Source organism: Nonomuraea sp. NPDC003201 (genome assembly GCF_053590415.1).
Genome location: NZ_JBSFTC010000281.1, coordinates 1 through 14,685, shown reverse-complemented (window position 1 = coordinate 14,685; position 14,685 = coordinate 1). Strand labels below are relative to the sequence as shown.

At 71.6% G+C, this 14,685-nt stretch carries 13 protein-coding genes and 1 pseudogene; 5 read left to right on the top strand and 9 right to left on the bottom strand.

Annotated features, from left to right (window positions below):
- The 6 genes and pseudogenes from ACWDX9_RS49470 to ACWDX9_RS49445 form a co-directional block, all read right to left on the bottom strand.
- A pseudogene (locus ACWDX9_RS49470) lies at window positions 1-194 on the bottom strand (hypothetical protein); the annotation flags it as partial.
- Entirely contained in the window at window positions 187-1,002 is an 816-nt protein-coding gene (locus ACWDX9_RS49465; protein ID WP_364246689.1) for a segregation and condensation protein A, read from the bottom strand. The gene ACWDX9_RS49465 and the pseudogene ACWDX9_RS49470, both read right to left, overlap by 8 nt.
- Window positions 999-1,940 (bottom strand): ParA family protein, encoded by a 942-nt coding sequence (locus tag ACWDX9_RS49460; protein ID WP_363963893.1) that lies wholly within the window; start codon window positions 1,938-1,940, stop codon window positions 999-1,001. The genes ACWDX9_RS49465 and ACWDX9_RS49460 overlap by 4 nt, the downstream gene beginning before the upstream one ends.
- A 118-nt stretch (window positions 1,941-2,058) precedes the next feature.
- Window positions 2,059-2,964 carry a site-specific tyrosine recombinase XerD gene (locus ACWDX9_RS49455; RefSeq protein WP_364246686.1) on the bottom strand — a complete coding sequence of 302 codons (906 nt, stop codon included), beginning with the start codon at window positions 2,962-2,964 and terminating at the stop codon, window positions 2,059-2,061.
- Window positions 2,965-2,979: 15 nt separating this feature from the next.
- Entirely contained in the window at window positions 2,980-3,579 is a 600-nt protein-coding gene (locus ACWDX9_RS49450) for an NUDIX domain-containing protein (RefSeq protein WP_449968094.1), read from the bottom strand.
- Between the two features lie 76 nt (window positions 3,580-3,655).
- The gene (locus ACWDX9_RS49445) at window positions 3,656-5,320 is read right to left on the bottom strand and encodes a CTP synthase (protein WP_350726406.1); all 1,665 of its coding nucleotides are present in this window, start codon (window positions 5,318-5,320) and stop codon (window positions 3,656-3,658) included.
- Between the two features lie 110 nt (window positions 5,321-5,430).
- On the opposite strand from ACWDX9_RS49445, the gene ACWDX9_RS49440 reads away from it, so the two are divergent.
- Window positions 5,431-6,114, top strand: coding sequence for an acyltransferase (locus ACWDX9_RS49440; protein ID WP_449968091.1), 684 nt, complete (start codon window positions 5,431-5,433; stop codon window positions 6,112-6,114).
- Between the two features lie 9 nt (window positions 6,115-6,123).
- Window positions 6,124-7,254, top strand: a complete 1,131-nt coding sequence (locus ACWDX9_RS49435; RefSeq protein WP_350726402.1) for an NAD(P)H-dependent flavin oxidoreductase — start codon at window positions 6,124-6,126, stop codon at window positions 7,252-7,254.
- Here the strand turns inward: ACWDX9_RS49435 and ACWDX9_RS49430 are convergent.
- Genes ACWDX9_RS49430 through ACWDX9_RS49420 form a run of 3 tightly spaced genes read right to left on the bottom strand, consistent with a single transcriptional unit; the run spans window position 7,199 to window position 11,237 of the window.
- On the bottom strand, window positions 7,199-8,191 hold the full coding sequence (locus ACWDX9_RS49430; RefSeq protein ID WP_449968088.1) for an N-acetylglucosamine kinase: 993 nt from the start codon (window positions 8,189-8,191) through the stop codon (window positions 7,199-7,201). The genes ACWDX9_RS49435 and ACWDX9_RS49430 overlap by 56 nt on opposite strands.
- Window positions 8,188-9,090 carry an N-acetylmuramic acid 6-phosphate etherase gene (locus ACWDX9_RS49425; RefSeq protein ID WP_449968086.1) on the bottom strand — a complete coding sequence of 301 codons (903 nt, stop codon included), beginning with the start codon at window positions 9,088-9,090 and terminating at the stop codon, window positions 8,188-8,190. Before ACWDX9_RS49425 ends, ACWDX9_RS49430 begins: the two co-directional genes overlap by 4 nt.
- Before the next feature lie 8 nt (window positions 9,091-9,098).
- Complete coding sequence (locus tag ACWDX9_RS49420) at window positions 9,099-11,237, bottom strand: alpha-N-acetylglucosaminidase TIM-barrel domain-containing protein (protein WP_449968084.1); 2,139 nt, start codon at window positions 11,235-11,237, stop codon at window positions 9,099-9,101.
- Window positions 11,238-11,328: 91 nt separating this feature from the next.
- On the opposite strand from ACWDX9_RS49420, the gene ACWDX9_RS49415 reads away from it, so the two are divergent.
- From ACWDX9_RS49415 to ACWDX9_RS49405, 3 genes are all read left to right on the top strand, one after another.
- Complete coding sequence (locus ACWDX9_RS49415) at window positions 11,329-12,582, top strand: ROK family protein (RefSeq protein WP_449968081.1); 1,254 nt, start codon at window positions 11,329-11,331, stop codon at window positions 12,580-12,582.
- A 47-nt stretch (window positions 12,583-12,629) separates the two neighbouring features.
- Window positions 12,630-14,003: an ABC transporter substrate-binding protein gene (locus ACWDX9_RS49410; RefSeq protein ID WP_449968079.1), complete on the top strand. Its 1,374-nt coding sequence runs from the start codon at window positions 12,630-12,632 to the stop codon at window positions 14,001-14,003.
- 64 nt (window positions 14,004-14,067) lie between these two features.
- A complete protein-coding gene (locus tag ACWDX9_RS49405) occupies window positions 14,068-14,589 on the top strand; it encodes a hypothetical protein (RefSeq protein WP_449968076.1) in 522 nt (173 codons plus the stop codon).
- Window positions 14,590-14,685 lie beyond the last annotated feature (96 nt).

Here is a 14,685-nt window from a genome sequence, read left to right as displayed (position 1 = left end):
GGTTGCGCGGCGTCGGCCGGTTGCGCGGCGTCGGCCGGGGGCGGTGGTGGTGGCGGCGGGGGTGGCGGTTCGGCTGTGTCCTCCGCCTCAGGGGGTGAGGGTTGGGCGAGGGAGCCGGGGAGGGACATCCAGGCGGGGAGCGGGGGCTCGGAGTCCGGGGATCGGCGAGGGGTGGGCAGTGGGTTGTCAGTCATTGCGTGGTTTCTCCGCGGATTCCTCGTAATCGTCCCCCACCGCGACGTCCCCGTCGTCAGCGCCCGTCCAGGTTACGTGCAAGTCCCCCAGCGCTTCGACCTGTTCGAAGGTAACCGCCGACTCCCGGAAGAGCTCCAGCACCGCCAGGAAGCGGGCGATGACCTCGAAGGTGCCCGTGCAGTCGGCCACCAGCGTGCGGAAGGTGGCGCGCCGGAGGCGGCGCAGGTGCATGACGAGAATGGCCGCCTGCTCCTTGACGCTCGCCAGGGGCTGGTAGATGTGCCCGACGCTGACGGTGGGGGGCAGCTTGGGGGTGAAGGCCTTGGCGGCGATCCTGGCGAGCTGCTCGGGCCCGATGCCCAGGATGAGCTCGGGCAGGAGGTTGGCGAACTGCGGCTCCAGCGGCACCGTACGGGGGAAGCGCAGCGCCTCCTCCGCCATCCGCCCCGCGAAGAGCTTCGCCACCTCCTTGTACGCCTTGTACTGCAGCAACCGCGCGAACAGCAGGTCCCTGGCCTCCAGCAGCGCCAGGTCCTCCTCGTCCTCGACCTCGCCCGAGGGCAGCAGCCGGGCCGCCTTCAGGTCGAGCAGGGTAGCCGCGACCAGCAGGAAGTGGCTGGTCTGGTCGAGGTCCCACTCGGGCCCCCGGGAGCGGATGTACGCGATGAACTCGTCGGTGACCTTGGAGAGCGAGACCTCGGTGATGTCCAGCTTATGCTTGGCGATGAGGCCGAGGAGCAAGTCGAAGGGTCCCTCGAAGACGTCCAGGTGGACCTGGAACCCTTGAGGCTGCTCGGCGTCGGTCACCTGGCCATTGTGGCAGGCGCCGACCAGCGAGAGAGCACCTCGCGGGCCAGCTCACGGTAAGCGTTCGCACCGAGCGAGGACGGGTCGAAGGTGGTGATGGGCTCACCGGCGACCGTCGCGTCGGGGAAGCGGACCGTACGGTTGATCACCGTGTGGAACACCTTGTCGCCGAACGCCTCCACCGTGCGCGCCAGCACCTCGCGGCCGTGCAGCGTACGGGCGTCGTACATGGTGGCCAGCAGGCCCTCGATCTCGAGGTCCTCGTTGAGCCGCTCCTGGACCTTGGAGATCGTGTCCATGAGCAGCGCCACGCCGCGCAGCGCGAAGAACTCGCACTCCAGCGGCACCATGACGCCGTGGGCGCAGGTGAGGGCGTTGATCGTGAGCAGGCCCAGCGACGGCTGGCAGTCGATGAGGCACACGTCGTAGTGCGGCAGCAGCGGCTTGATCACCCGGCCGAGCACCTGCTCGCGGGCGACCTCGGTGACGAGCTGCACTTCGGCGGCCGACAGGTCGATGTTGCTGGGCAGCAGGTCGAGACCCTCGACGCCGGTCTCCAGGAGCACGTCCTCGGCGGTGACGCCCCGCTCCATGAGCAGGTTGTAGACCGTCAGGTCGAGCTGGAGCGGGTTGATGCCCAGGCCGACGGAGAGCGCGCCCTGCGGGTCGAAGTCGACCAGCAGCACCTTGAGACCGTATTCGACGAGCGCGGCACCCAGGTTGATGGTGGTCGTCGTCTTGCCGACGCCACCCTTCTGGTTGACCATCGCGACCACGCGCGCCGGGCCATGCACCGCGGGGGGCACCGGTTCGGGGAACACGGGTCTGGGCCGCTGCGTGGGCCCGAGATTGACGCCGTTGGAAGGCGTGTTGGTCTTCGTGTCGCCCCAGGGGTTGTCGGGGGTCCCCGGGGTCGAACCCTTGGTCTCCACAGTCACCAGCTCGAACCTCCCTGACGATCCCGAACCGGACCGTCCGGACGGACACTATGGGCTCGCCACTTTAGGCGGCAAGGCGGCACGCCGAGGGCTGCCGCACGTCGCAAAAGACTATAGATCACTGCCGGGCACGTGGATGCGCGGCGGCGTAGACCTCGCGAAGTTTGTCGACCGTCACCAGTGTGTAGACCTGTGTGGTCGTCACGGAGGCGTGGCCGAGCAACTCCTGGACCACCCTAACGTCAGCCCCGCCGTCTATCAGATGGGTTGCGAAGGAATGGCGAAGAACGTGGGGACTTATCCCGTCGAGCTCGGCGCGTTCGGCGGCGGCCTGGAGCACTTCCCACGCTCCCTGCCTGGTCAGCCGGCCTCCCCTGGCGTTCAGGAAGACGGCCGGGGTGCCGCGCCCGTGGGCGAGCAGGCCGGGGCGGGCCCGTACGAGGTAGGCGTCGAGCGCGGAGCGGGCGTAGCGGCCCAGGGGGACGACGCGCATGCGCTCACCCTTGCCGCGCAGGCGCACCTGGTCGACCTCGAGGTCGTCCACGGCCAGCCCGACGGCCTCGGAGATGCGGGCGCCGGTGCCGTACAGGACCTCGAGCAGGGCCCTGTTGCGCAGGGTCAGGGGCGCGCCGTCGGGGCCGGAGGCGGCGATGAGCCGCTCGACCTCGTCCACGCTGATGGCCTTGGGGAGCCTGCGCGGCTGGCGCGGCGGGCGTACCTCGTGGGCGGGGTCGTGGGCCGTGACACCTTCGCGCAGAGCGAAACGGTGCAGCCCGCGCACGGCGGAGACGGCGCGGGCGGCCGAGCTGGCGACGAGCGCGGGGTGCTCGCCGTCGCCCTCGCGCAACGCGGCGAGGAAGGCCAGCACGTCGGCCTCCCCCACCTCGTCGAGCTCCGCCCGGCCGCGCGCGTGCAGGTGTTCGACGTATCGCCGCAGGTCACGACGGTAGGACGCGAGCGTGTTGGCAGCCAGGCTCCGCTCCACCGCCAGATGGGCGAGGTAGCTGGAGAGCACCGCCTCCACGAAAGGTCCTTCCGGTCACGCCTCTGGGGCGTCGGCGGGGCGCAACAGGGCGAATCCCTCAACCGAAGCCGCGTACGCGGCGAGGATACCGGCCACGGCCGGGGAATTGTGGATCATTCCCATGAGCGCCTTCTCGACCGCGTCGGGCAGGGGCACCCACTCGACCGGCATGTCGATCTCCTCGTGCCGGTGGACGAAGTCGGTCTCGATCTTGGTCAGGTCGCGGGCGAGGAAGACCCGGATCCGCTCGTCGGTCATGCCCGGGGAGGAGCGCAGGTCGACGAGGGTGTGCCAGGTGTCGGCCCGGTAGCCGGCCTCCTCGGCGAGCTCGCGGGCCGCGCCGTCGACGAGCGATTCGCCTTCGACGTCGCGGATCCCGGCGGGCAGCTCCCACATCAGCATGCGCGTGGGGTGGCGGTACTGCCTGATCATCAGGACCCGCTCCCGGTCGTCGAGCGCGAGCACGGCGACCGAGCCCGGATGCACCACGACGTCGCGCTCGGCGACCTCGTCGCGGGGCATCTTGACCGAGTCCGTGACCACCGTGATGACGTGGCCGCGGAAGCGTTCCTTGGAGTCGACGACGTCCCACGCCTCGGGCGTGTCTGTGATCATGGTCGCACTCGCTTCCGGCCCTCGTTGGTTACGCAAGCTACCGCCCTCGGTCCGAGGCTCGCCGCTCCAGCGATCCTCACTGGGTCACCTTCGTGCTGACTCGCGCGTCGGCGTACGTCAGGGCCGCGGAGATGAGGCCCTTGAACATGGGGTTGGCCCGCGTGGGGCGCGAGCGGAACTCGGGGTGGGCCTGGGTGCCGACGAAGAACGGGTGGACGTCGGTGGGCAGCTCGGTGTACTCGACCAGGCGGCCGTCGGGCGACAGGCCGGAGAAGACCAGGCCGACCTTCTCGAGCTGCTCGCGGTAGGCGTTGTTGACCTCGTAGCGGTGGCGGTGGCGCTCGTCGGCCTTGGCCTTGCCGCTGTAGAGCTGCCTGGCCAGGGTGCCCTCGCCGAGCTTGGCGGTGTAGCTGCCGAGCCGCATGGTGCCGCCCATGTCGCGCTCGCCGGCGACGACATCCTCCTGGTCGGCCATGGTGGAGATGACCGGGTGCTTGGTGTCGGGGTCGAACTCGGCGGAGTTGGCGTCCTCGATGCCGGCCATGTTGCGGGCGGCCTCGATGACCATGCCCTGCATGCCGAGGCAGATGCCGAGCAGCGGGATCTTGCCCTCGCGGGCGTGGCGGATCGCGCCGATCTTGCCCTCGATGCCGCGCACGCCGAACCCGCCGGGGATCAGCACGCCGTCGACGCCGTCGAGCTCGCGCTCGGCGCCCTCGGGGGTCTCGCAGTCGTCGCTCTTGACCCATCGGATGTTGACGCGGGCGTCGTTGGCGAACCCGCCGGCCCGCAGCGCCTCGGTGACCGACAGGTACGCGTCCGGCAGGTCGATGTACTTGCCGACCAGGGCGATCGTGACCTCCTTGGCCGGCCGGTGCACCCGGCGCAGGAGCTCCTCCCACTCCTTCCAGTCGACGTCGCGGAACGGCAGGCCGAGCCGGCGCACCACGTACGCGTCGAGCCCCTCGGAGTGGAGCACCTTGGGGATGTCGTAGATCGAGGCCGCGTCCACGGCGGAGACGACGGCGTCCTCGTCCACGTCGCACATCAGGCTGATCTTGCGCTTGATCGCCGTCTGCACGGGCCGGTCGGAGCGCAGCACGATCGCGTCCGGCTGGATGCCGATGCTGCGCAGCGCCGCCACGCTGTGCTGGGTCGGCTTGGTCTTGAGCTCGCCGGAGGGGCCGATGTACGGCAGCAGCGACACGTGCAGGAAGAACACGTTGTCGCGCCCGACCTCGTGCCTGATCTGGCGGACGGCCTCCAGGAACGGCAGCGACTCGATGTCGCCGACCGTGCCCCCCACCTCGGTGATGACCACGTCCACCTCAGGAGCGGCCATGCCCCTGATCCGGTCCTTGATCTCGTTGGTGATGTGCGGGATCACCTGGACGGTGTCGCCCAGGTATTCGCCCCGCCGCTCCTTGGCGATGACGTTGGAGTAGACCTGGCCGGTCGTCACGTTGGCCGAGCCGTGCAGGTCGGTGTCGAGGAAACGCTCGTAGTGGCCGACGTCGAGGTCGGTCTCGGCGCCGTCGTCGGTGACGAACACCTCGCCGTGCTGGAACGGGTTCATGGTTCCGGGGTCGACATTCAGGTACGGGTCGAGCTTCTGCATGGTGACCCGGAGACCGCGCGCCTTGAGCAGGCGACCGAGGCTGGATGCCGTGAGCCCCTTGCCGAGACTGGAGGCGACACCGCCGGTGACGAACAGATGCTTGGTTTGCGATGCGCTGCGCAAAGGGGCTCCCGTGGCTCGAGGTGTGGTCGAAGTGTCCACGGGCTCTCAGGATATCAAACAACGCCCCCGACATGCCCGAACGGCTTGACCTAGCGGTAACTTTGGTCCCTATGTCATTGGTACGGCGGGCAGTCGGCGCGCTGATTCACCGAGCCTACGGGACGATCCGGCGCGCTGGCGCGATCACCCCTGCCGCTCCGGCCGGCTACCGATTCGGCCGGATCGGCGACGGGGTCAGCATCGCCTTCCCCCCTGGCGCGATCTTCGGCGAGCGGTGGATCGAGATCGGCGACCACACGCTGGTCGGCGAGCGCGTGTCCCTGTCCTGCGGCATGGGCCCCGGGCTGGACCTGGGGCCGGAGTCCATCCTGCGCATCGGCGGCGGCTGCTCGATCGGCCGCGGCTCGCACGTCGTGGCCCACCAGTCGATCGACATCGGCGACGACGTCTTCACCGGCCCGTACGTGTACATCACCGACCAGAACCACGTCTACGACGACCCCGACGTGCCGATCGGCCGGCAGTGGCCGCGTAACAGCCCGGTATCGATCGGCTCCGGCTCGTGGATCGGGGCGGGCGCGATCATCCTGCCGGGCACGAGGCTGGGCCGCCAGTGCGTGGTGGCGGGCGGGGCGGTGGTCCGCGGCGAGTTCCCTGACCACAGCGTGGTCGCCGGCGTGCCGGCCAAGGTGGTCCGCGGCTACACCTCGGAGCTCGGCTGGCACGCTCCCGGCGGCCTCCTGAAGCACCCGGCCCGCCCCGGGGGATGGACCGAACAAGCTTCTGCCGGTTAGCGTCGAATCATGCGGACCCCCATCTGTGAGCGCCTGGGCATCGAGTTCCCGTTGTTCGCCTTCAGCCACTGCCGCGACGTCGTGGCCGCCGTCACGAACGCGGGCGGTTTCGGGGTCCTGGGTGCGATCGCGTACTCGCCGGAGCAGCTCGACACGGAGCTGACCTGGATCGACGGGCAGGTGGGCGGCCGGCCGTACGGCGTGGACGTGCTCGTGCCCGGCAAGGTCGACGCCTCCGCGCTCGACCGGCAGGCGCACCTCATGGACTTCGTCCCCGACCGGCACCGCGACTTCGTCACCCACCTGCTGTCCAAGTACGGCGTGAGCGCCCCCATGCAGCCGCTGACGGCGGCGGCGGACGAGTTCGGCAGGCGGGTCACGGCGGCCGGGGCGACGGGGCTGATCGACGTGGCGCTCAAGCACCCGATCGGGCTCATCGCCAGCGCCCTGGGGCCGCCTCCGCCCGAGATGGTCGCCAGGGCCAGGGAGGCGGGGGTGCCGGTGGCCGCGCTGGTCGGCACGGTCGAGCACGCCCGCAGGCAGGTGGCGGCGGGCGCGGACCTCATCGTGGCCCAGGGCACCGAGGCGGGCGGGCACACCGGCGACATCTCCACGATGGTGCTGGTCCCGCAGGTCGTGGACGCGGTCGCCCCGGTCCCCGTGCTGGCGGCGGGCGGGATCGCGTCCGGGCGGCAGATGGCGGCGGCCATGGCGCTCGGGGCCGAGGGGGTGTGGTGCGGCTCGGTCTGGCTGACCACGGAGGAGGCGGAGACGTCGCCCGCGGTCAAGCGCAAGTTCCTGGCCGCATCCTCGCTGGACACGGTCAGGTCCAGGTCCCGTACGGGCAAGCCGGCCCGCCAGCTCAAGTCCGCCTGGACGGAGGAGTGGGACTCCGGCCAGGAGAGCCCCGGGCCGCTCGGCATGCCGCTGCAGCTGCTGGTGGCCGAGGGCGCGATGGCCCGCATCGGGGCGGCGGCGGAGAAGGGCGAGCCGGGGGCGGTGGAGCTGGTCAACTACTTCGTCGGCCAGGTCGTGGGCCAGCTCGACCAGGTGAGACCGGCCCGCGAGGTGGTCTACGACATGATCAGCGAGTTCGGGGAGGCGGTGGAGCGGCTGCGGCTCCTGACCGGCTCCGACTAGCCGCGTAGACGTACAGGTACGGGTGCCGCGGCCGGACCTCGCCGCCCGCCGCGGCCCTGGCCAGCGCGAGCGCGCCGTCGGCCGAGGTGCCGCCGGGCGGGGTGAACCGGGCTTGCGGCAGCAGGTCGCGCACGGTGGCCTGGAACGGCTCCATCAGCAGGTCCGCGGCGTCGAAGATGCGGCCGCCCCAGGAGAAGACCGGGTCGAGCCCCGACGCGGCGGCGACGGCGGTACGGCCGAGCTCCCGCCCCGCCTCGGTCCAGATCCCGCGCGCCACCGGGTCTCCCGCGCGCGCCGCGCCGGCCACGGACGGCGCGAACGACGCCAGGTGGTGCGCCGGCGAGCCCGACTCGTAGACGAGCGCCACCAGGTCCAGGGGGTGACCGAAGCGGGCCGTCAGGTGTTCGAGCAGGGCGGCCGAGCCCCCGGACCGGCCGTCGTGGGCGCGCAGGGCGGCCTGGAGGCCCTGCGCGCCGATCCAGGCGCCGCCGCCGTGGTCGCCGAGCAGGTGGCCCCATCCGTCGGACTGGTTCCAGACACGGTCGAGGTCGGTGCCGAGCGTGATGACGCCGGTCCCGGCGGCGACCACCACCCCGGGCCGGAACCCGAGCGCGCCGACGTGCGTGGTCACCATGTCCCCCGCGACCACGAGCGTGCCGAGCCCGAACCGCTCCCCCAGCGCCCGCCACAACGCCTCCGGCTCCCTGACCAGCCCCGGCAGCCCGGTCACGCCGACGGCCATCCCGTCCAGCCGCCCGGGGACGCGCGCCGCGTCCCCGATGACCGACGCGATCCGGAGGGCGAGCCGGTCGAGGTCCACCCGGCCCTCGGTACGGGGCATGGGCGCCGAGTCCTCGCCGTACGCGATCTCCCCGCCGCTCTCGATCCGTGTCCTGATGCCGCCGCCGCCGACGTCCACGCCCGCGAAGCCGCTCATCCGGCCTGCCCGCCCAGCGCGGCCACGGCCGCGCGGACGCCCGGATGCGCGGCGAGCGCTTCCCGCGCCTGGCCGGGTGTGCAGCCCGTGAGCAGCCGTACGAGCGCCTCCGGGATCCGCCCGTCCGCCTCCGCCAGCGCGGCGGCGCAGGCCGCGGCGTCCTCCCCGGTCGCCTCCACGAGCAGGTTCACCGCCCGCTGCTCCAGCTTGGCGTTGGTGGCGACCAGCCCGACCATGAGGTTCGAGTACGTACGCCCCGACTTGATCATGAGCGCCGTCGAGAACGCGTTGAGCAGCACCTTGGTCGCCGTGCCCGCCTTGAGCCGGGTGGACCCGGTGAGCGCCTCGGGCCCGGTGTCCGCGACGACGAGGATCCCGGCCAGGTCGCGCAGCGGCGCGGCCGGGTTGCAGGTGATCAGCACGGTGAGCGCGCCCGCCGCCCGGGCCGCGCGCAGCGCCCCGGCCACGTACGGGGTGGCCCCGGACGCCGTGATCCCGATCGCCAGGTCGTTCTCGGCGAGCGCCCCGGCGTCGGCGGCGCCGAGCTCCTCGGCGTCCTCCCGGTCCACGGACGAGTCGGTGAGCGCGCCAGGACCGCCGGCGAAGTGCGCCGTGAACAGGCCACGCGCCACCCCGAACGTCGGCGTGATCTCGGTGGCGTCCAGCACCGCCAGCCGCCCCGACGCGCCGGCGCCGAAGTAGTGCACGCCTCCGCCCCGGCTTAGCCGGAGATGCGCCTCGTCCACCGCCCGGGAGAGCGCCGTGGCGGCGGCGCGGGCGGCCGCGACCGCCGTGGCGTCCTCGTCCAGCAGCAACCGCAGGACGTCCGGTGACTCCAGCGTGTCGATGTCGGCGGTGCGCGGGTTGCGGCTTTCGGTCGGTGGTGCCACCGGGGGCATCGTGCTCCTCATCGATCGTGTTCGAACGGGCCGGTCTGGCCCGCGTAGGCGGTGAACAGCCGGCGTGACTCCGTGGCGAGGTCGCCCTGGTCCGGCGACTGCCCGGGACCTTCCCGCAGGAAGAGCTCGGCGCGTTCGCGGAGCCGTTCCCGCAGCTCCGCCTCGGCGCCGGGGTCGCCGGCGAGCGCGCGTCCGAGACCCCGCGCCCACAGCTCCCAGCGGTCGCGGTAGTAGCCGCCGACCAGTCCCGCCCAGTGCCGGGCCGCGTAGTCGTCCAGCAGCGGGCTGTCCGAAGTGCCCCACACCGTGATGATGCGGCGGGCGTTGTCCCGCAGGACCGCGCGGTCGTCCGGGTCGGCGGCCCACGACAGGGCCTTGGCCTCCCAATGCCGGAAGGTGTACTCGGGGCGGCAGGCCAGCATCCGGTCGAGGTCCTCGAAGACCCGCAGGAACCGGTCGACCTGCTCCGGGCCGCCCGCCGAGTCCAGGACGTCGAGGCAGAGGCGGTCGGCGACCCTGGCCATGTACGCGATGCCGGTCTCCACGAGGTCGTGCCCGAGCGGTCCCGCGGCCAGGCCGGGGTCGCGCTCGGCCACCTCGATCATCCGCTCCCAGGCCGCGGCGAGGGCTTCCGGCCGGTACCACAGGAAACCGGCGATGTCGGCGCGGAGCTCGGCCGGGTCGCGCTCGTACGAGGGCGCCGCGGTGATGACGCCCTCGAACGCCTGGGGGAGGATCGGCAGGCCCCGGGTGTCGTAGACGGTCTCCAGGAGCCCGTGCCAGGCCGCCCGCAGCTCGGCCGTCCACCGGGTGCCGTAGCGCCCGGTCACGAAGGCGTCGAGCCAGGCGTCGAGGTCGGGGACCTGGTTCCAGATCTGGTCGGCGACGAGCTCGAAGAAGACCGGGTTGTTGCGGGTGGCCTCCATGGACAGGCCGAGACCGGCGGGCGGGCTCGGCGCCGCCAGGGCCGCGTCGATCCCGGCGGGCACGCCGCACAGGCCGGCGCCCGGGTCGGTGCGGCCGCCGAAGTTCAGCAGCGCGCACCAGAGCCACGGCTTGCCGGAGAACTCCTGGAAGCGGCCCCACAGCGGGTCGTGCTCCGCCCACAGGTCCGCGACGAGCATCCGGCCGTCCGGGATCGCGTCGAGGAAGGCGTTGACGCGGTCCTCGGTCCAGAACTCCCGCTGGTAGGAGAACGGCCAGGCCTGCATGAGCCAGACCGCGTCCGGGTCGGCGGCCTGGAGGCCGGCCAGCGTCGACGCCGCCACGGCCCCGGGGAAGGCCGGGTCGGCGTCGATGGGGATCATCTCGATGAACGGGTCGGCGGCGTACAGGTGATCGGTGCCGAAGAGCTTGATCTGCGCGCGGGCGATCTCGGCGCCGATCCGCTCGTACAGCGGGTCTGCCGGGTCGAGGACCCAGGTCTCGAACCCCTGCCAGAGGCGGCGACCGGCCCGCGCCGTGGACGCCAGCTCGGGCGGGACGTGTCCCGTGAAGGCCGGGAGGACAGGGGTCATGCCGAAGGCGCGCTCGCGGTCGAGGATGCGCGCGCCGAGCTCGCGGTGGCTCTCGATCCAGGACGACGAGAGCGGGCCCGCGAAGGTGTCCAGGCAGCCCATGAACTGGAACGGCAGGTAGCCCGGCCCGCCCAGGAAGCCGCGGATCCGCCGGTCGTCGAGACCGAGCGCGGAGTAGGCGGCGTGCAGCGCGGCCTCGTGACCGGTGACGGCCAGCGGCATGGTGATGCCGTGCAGGGCCATCCAGTCGATCTCGCGTTCCCAGTCGGCCCAGTCCCAGTAGGGCATCGTGTAGCTGAAGGTGCAGAAGTTGAAGTAGTAGCCCTCCCGCACCCGCGCCGCGGCCTGGCGCGGCGGGGCGTCGGGCAGCGACGTCAGCCCCAGGGGGAGCACCGTGTCCCAGCCCACGGACGTGCCGCAGCGTTCCCGGAGATAGTGGTGGAGCGCGACCGAGGCGCTCACCCCGTCCGTCGCGGCGATGGCGAGCACGCCGCCCGCCGCCTCGTAGGCGTATTCGCGCCCGTCGCCGTCGCGGGCGGCGAACCGTACCGACTCGGCCACGGGCCCCAGCACGCGGCGGGCCAGACCGCGGACGGTTTCCGCCCAGGGCGGGCCCTCACCGGACAACACTGCAGGTCACACCCCTCGACGAATTAGTTCCGTACGGTCCATAATTAATATGCTAGCGTACCGGCAACCGATCGCAGGGAGAGAGCAGAGCATGGAGCAGGTCGTCGCCGCCGGAACGCAGTTCATGCGCGAGGTCAACGCCGCCGCCGTCCTGCGCAAGCTGCGGGCCGAGACCAGCATGAGCGTGTCCGCGCTGGCAAAGGCCGTGGGGCTCTCCCGCCAGGCGGTCACCCGCTCGCTCAACGCGCTGGCCGCCGAAGGGCTCGTCGAGTTCGGTCCCCTTGACCGCGACTCCACCCGGGCGGGGCGGCCGGCGCAGCTCGTACGGTTCCGCGCGGAGGCCGGCCACGTGCTGGGCCTGTCGATCAGCCCGCAGGACGTGCGCGTGGCGCTGGCGGACCTGGCCGGCACGGTCACGGCCTCCGACGCGCAGCAGCTCGGCGCCGGCCCCGGCGGCGAGCAGGTGGTGGAGACGCTCCTGGCCACGGTGGAGCGGACGCTGCGCGCGACGGGCATCACGACCGGCGACCTCTGGTTCGCCTCGGTGGGCACCCCCGGCATCGTCGACCCGGCGGCCGGTGTCATCAAGCTCATCCCGAGCATGCCCGGCCTGGCCGGCGACCTCCTCGTACGCCGGCTGACGGAGGCGCTCGGCTGCCCCGTCTACCTGGACAACGACGTCAAGCTGGCCACGCAGGGCGAGCGGTGGCGGGACGCGGAGCGGCGCGAGGACTCCCTGGTGATGATCCACTGGGGCGAGCGGGTCGGCGCCGGTATCGTGCTGAACGGCGAGCTCTACCGCGGCGCCTCCAATGACGCCGGCGACGTCGGCTTCCTCGACCTGTTCACCGAGGGCCCCTCGACGCCCGGCCATCCGCAGGGCCATCCGCAGGGGCTGGGCCCGTTCGAGGACCGGGTCGGCGGCGCGGAGATCGTGCGCCAGGCCACGGCAGCGGCCGGACGCGCCGCCGACGGGGCGCTCCTGGCCCGGATCGAGGCCGCGGAAGAGCGCGCGCTCGAGGCCGTGCTGGACGCCGTCGCCGACGGCGAGCCGGCGGCGCTGGAGGCGATCGACGTGGTGGCCCGGCGCTTCGCCAAGGGGATCACCGTGATCCGGGCGATCCTCAACCCGCGGCTCGTCGTCATCGGCGGGCCGCTGGCCAGGTGCGGCGAGCCGCTGCTCGCGGCGCTCCGGCGGCACCTTTCCGGCGAGCCGCTGGACCAGCCGGCGCTGGAGGTCTCGGCTCTCCAGGAGGACGCGGTCGTCCACGGGGCGCTGCTGCACTCGCTGGACGAGATCGAACGGACCAGATTCGGCCTGGTGAGACCAGGCCCCGCCGGATGAGAACTGACTCGACGCCACCCACCCGATTGAGGAGAGAGGTCACACGCATGACGAGACCAGCCCGGCGCGCGGCGGTCGCGGCGCTCAGCGTCACGACGGCGTTCGCGCTGACGGCCTGTGCGGGCACCAGCAGTTCGGGGGGTAATACGGCGACGAAGGTCAACGTATCGACCACCGTTCCGAACGACCCGGTGACCCTGACCCTGGCCTACACCAACGACCCGCCCACCAAGGCGCTCATCGACGGCTTCACCAAGAAGCACCCCAACGTCACCGTCAAGCCCCAGATGACGCCGTTCAACGACTACATCAAGTCCATCAAACTGGCGATGTCGTCCGACTCGGCGCCGGACATCGCCCAGTACAACCCGGGCGCGATGAACTCCCTGGTCCCGGCCGGTCTCATCCTCGACCTGAGCCCGTGGTCCAAGGCGTACGGCTGGACCACCAAGTTCCCGCCGGCCAGCCTCGAGGTCCTCAGCTCCGACAAGTCGGCCAAGCAGTTCGGGACCGGCAACCTGTACGCCGTGCCCGGCGGGCTGTCTGTGCTCGGCGTCTTCTACAACAAGAAGATCGTGAAGGAGGCGCCGAAGACGCTGGCCGACTTCGAGGCCGCGATGCAGAAGGCCAAGGACGCCGGCCAGACCCCGCTGAGCAACGGCGCGCTCCAGGTCGGCGGGTTCCACCTGTGGAACGCGCTGCTCAACGTGACCGGCGACGTCAACGACTACCGGTCGTGGGTGTACGGCAAGCCGGGCGCGACGATCGAGAACCCGGCCGCGACGAAGGCCACCCAGACGCTGACCGACTGGGCGAAGAAGGGATACATCGCCGCCGGGGCCAGCGCCACGGGTGACGCCGACGCGCTGGCGAGCTTCGCCAAGGGCGGCAGCGCGTTCCTGATCACCGGCAACTGGGCGGCCTCCACCCTGGAGACCGAGATGAAGGACGACGTGGGCTTCTTCCTCATGCCCACGGCCTCGGGCGAGCCCGCGAAGGTCGCCTCGGGCGCCAGCGTCGCGTACGCCATCTCGTCGAAGTCGAAGAACCCGAACGTCGCCGCGGCGTTCCTCGACTACCTCAGCTCGCCGGAGGCGGCGAAGATCGAGTTCGACGGCGGGTTCATGCCGGTCGACACCAAGGCCGAGCTGGGCGCCACGGGGCTGCGCGGCGACATCGCGGGCGTCTTCGCGCCGGTGGCGCAGGGCAACGGGATCGTGCCGTTCCCCGACTTCGCCTCCCCCGGCATGATCGACAAGCTGACCCCCGGCATCCAGGGCCTGATCAGCGACAAGATGGCCCCCGACAGATCGGAAGAGCACCCGCATCGTGCACCTTTCTTCTGCTTACGGAGCCGAGTGTGGCGTAGACGGCATTTGCTCAAAATAAGCCGCGGAACAAACAGCCGGCGGAAACGCTGAGGAAACAGCGGCCCCTATTGCATCTCTCCTCGAACCCACGTTCATTCGACGGAGGAGAACACCCATGCGAGGACCAGCCCTCAGCGCGATGGCCCTGGCGCTCACGCTGACCCTGGCCGCCTGCGGCTCGGGCGGTGGCGGCGGCTCCGATGTGGCGTCGGTGTCCGGCACCGGCACCCAGGCCGCAGCCAGCGCGAAGCCCAGCGAGGACCCGCAGGAGCGCGGTCTCAAGTTCGCCCAGTGCATGCGCGAGAACGGAGTGGAGGTCCCTGACCCCGAGCCCGGCAAGGGCATCATGATGAAGTTCGACGGCAGCGTCCCGCAGGAGAAGGTCGAGGCCGCCCAGGAGGCGTGCAAGCAGTACGCGCCGAAGATGGGCGGGGAGGGCGGCAAGATCGACCCCCAGCGGGCCGAGGCGCTGCGCAAGGTCGCCCAGTGCATGCGTGACAACGGCGTCGAGTCCTACCCCGACCCCGAGGGCGGCATGGTGCGCATCAACGCCGAGGTCGGCCAGGACCCCGATTTCAAGTCCGCCCAGCAGAAGTGCGAGAAGGAGCTCTCTGAGGCGGGCATGGGAGGCATGTGATGGGGATGGCCACCATCGACGGGAAGGCGGAGCCCGGCTCCCCGCCCTCCCGGCCGCGCCGCCCGCGCGGCCGGGGCGAGTTCGGTAGTGCACACG

Coding starts and splice junctions, on each gene's coding strand:
- ACWDX9_RS49410 (WP_449968079.1), top strand. CDS start 12,630: ATGACGAGACCAGCCCGGCGCGCGGCGGTCGCGGCGCTCAGCGTCACG.
- ACWDX9_RS49435 (WP_350726402.1), top strand. CDS start 6,124: ATGCGGACCCCCATCTGTGAGCGCCTGGGCATCGAGTTCCCGTTGTTC.
- ACWDX9_RS49440 (WP_449968091.1), top strand. CDS start 5,431: ATGTCATTGGTACGGCGGGCAGTCGGCGCGCTGATTCACCGAGCCTAC.
- ACWDX9_RS49405 (WP_449968076.1), top strand. CDS start 14,068: ATGCGAGGACCAGCCCTCAGCGCGATGGCCCTGGCGCTCACGCTGACC.
- ACWDX9_RS49450 (WP_449968094.1), bottom strand. CDS start 3,579: ATGATCACAGACACGCCCGAGGCGTGGGACGTCGTCGACTCCAAGGAA.
- ACWDX9_RS49415 (WP_449968081.1), top strand. CDS start 11,329: ATGGAGCAGGTCGTCGCCGCCGGAACGCAGTTCATGCGCGAGGTCAAC.
- ACWDX9_RS49425 (WP_449968086.1), bottom strand. CDS start 9,090: ATGCCCCCGGTGGCACCACCGACCGAAAGCCGCAACCCGCGCACCGCC.
- ACWDX9_RS49430 (WP_449968088.1), bottom strand. CDS start 8,191: ATGAGCGGCTTCGCGGGCGTGGACGTCGGCGGCGGCGGCATCAGGACA.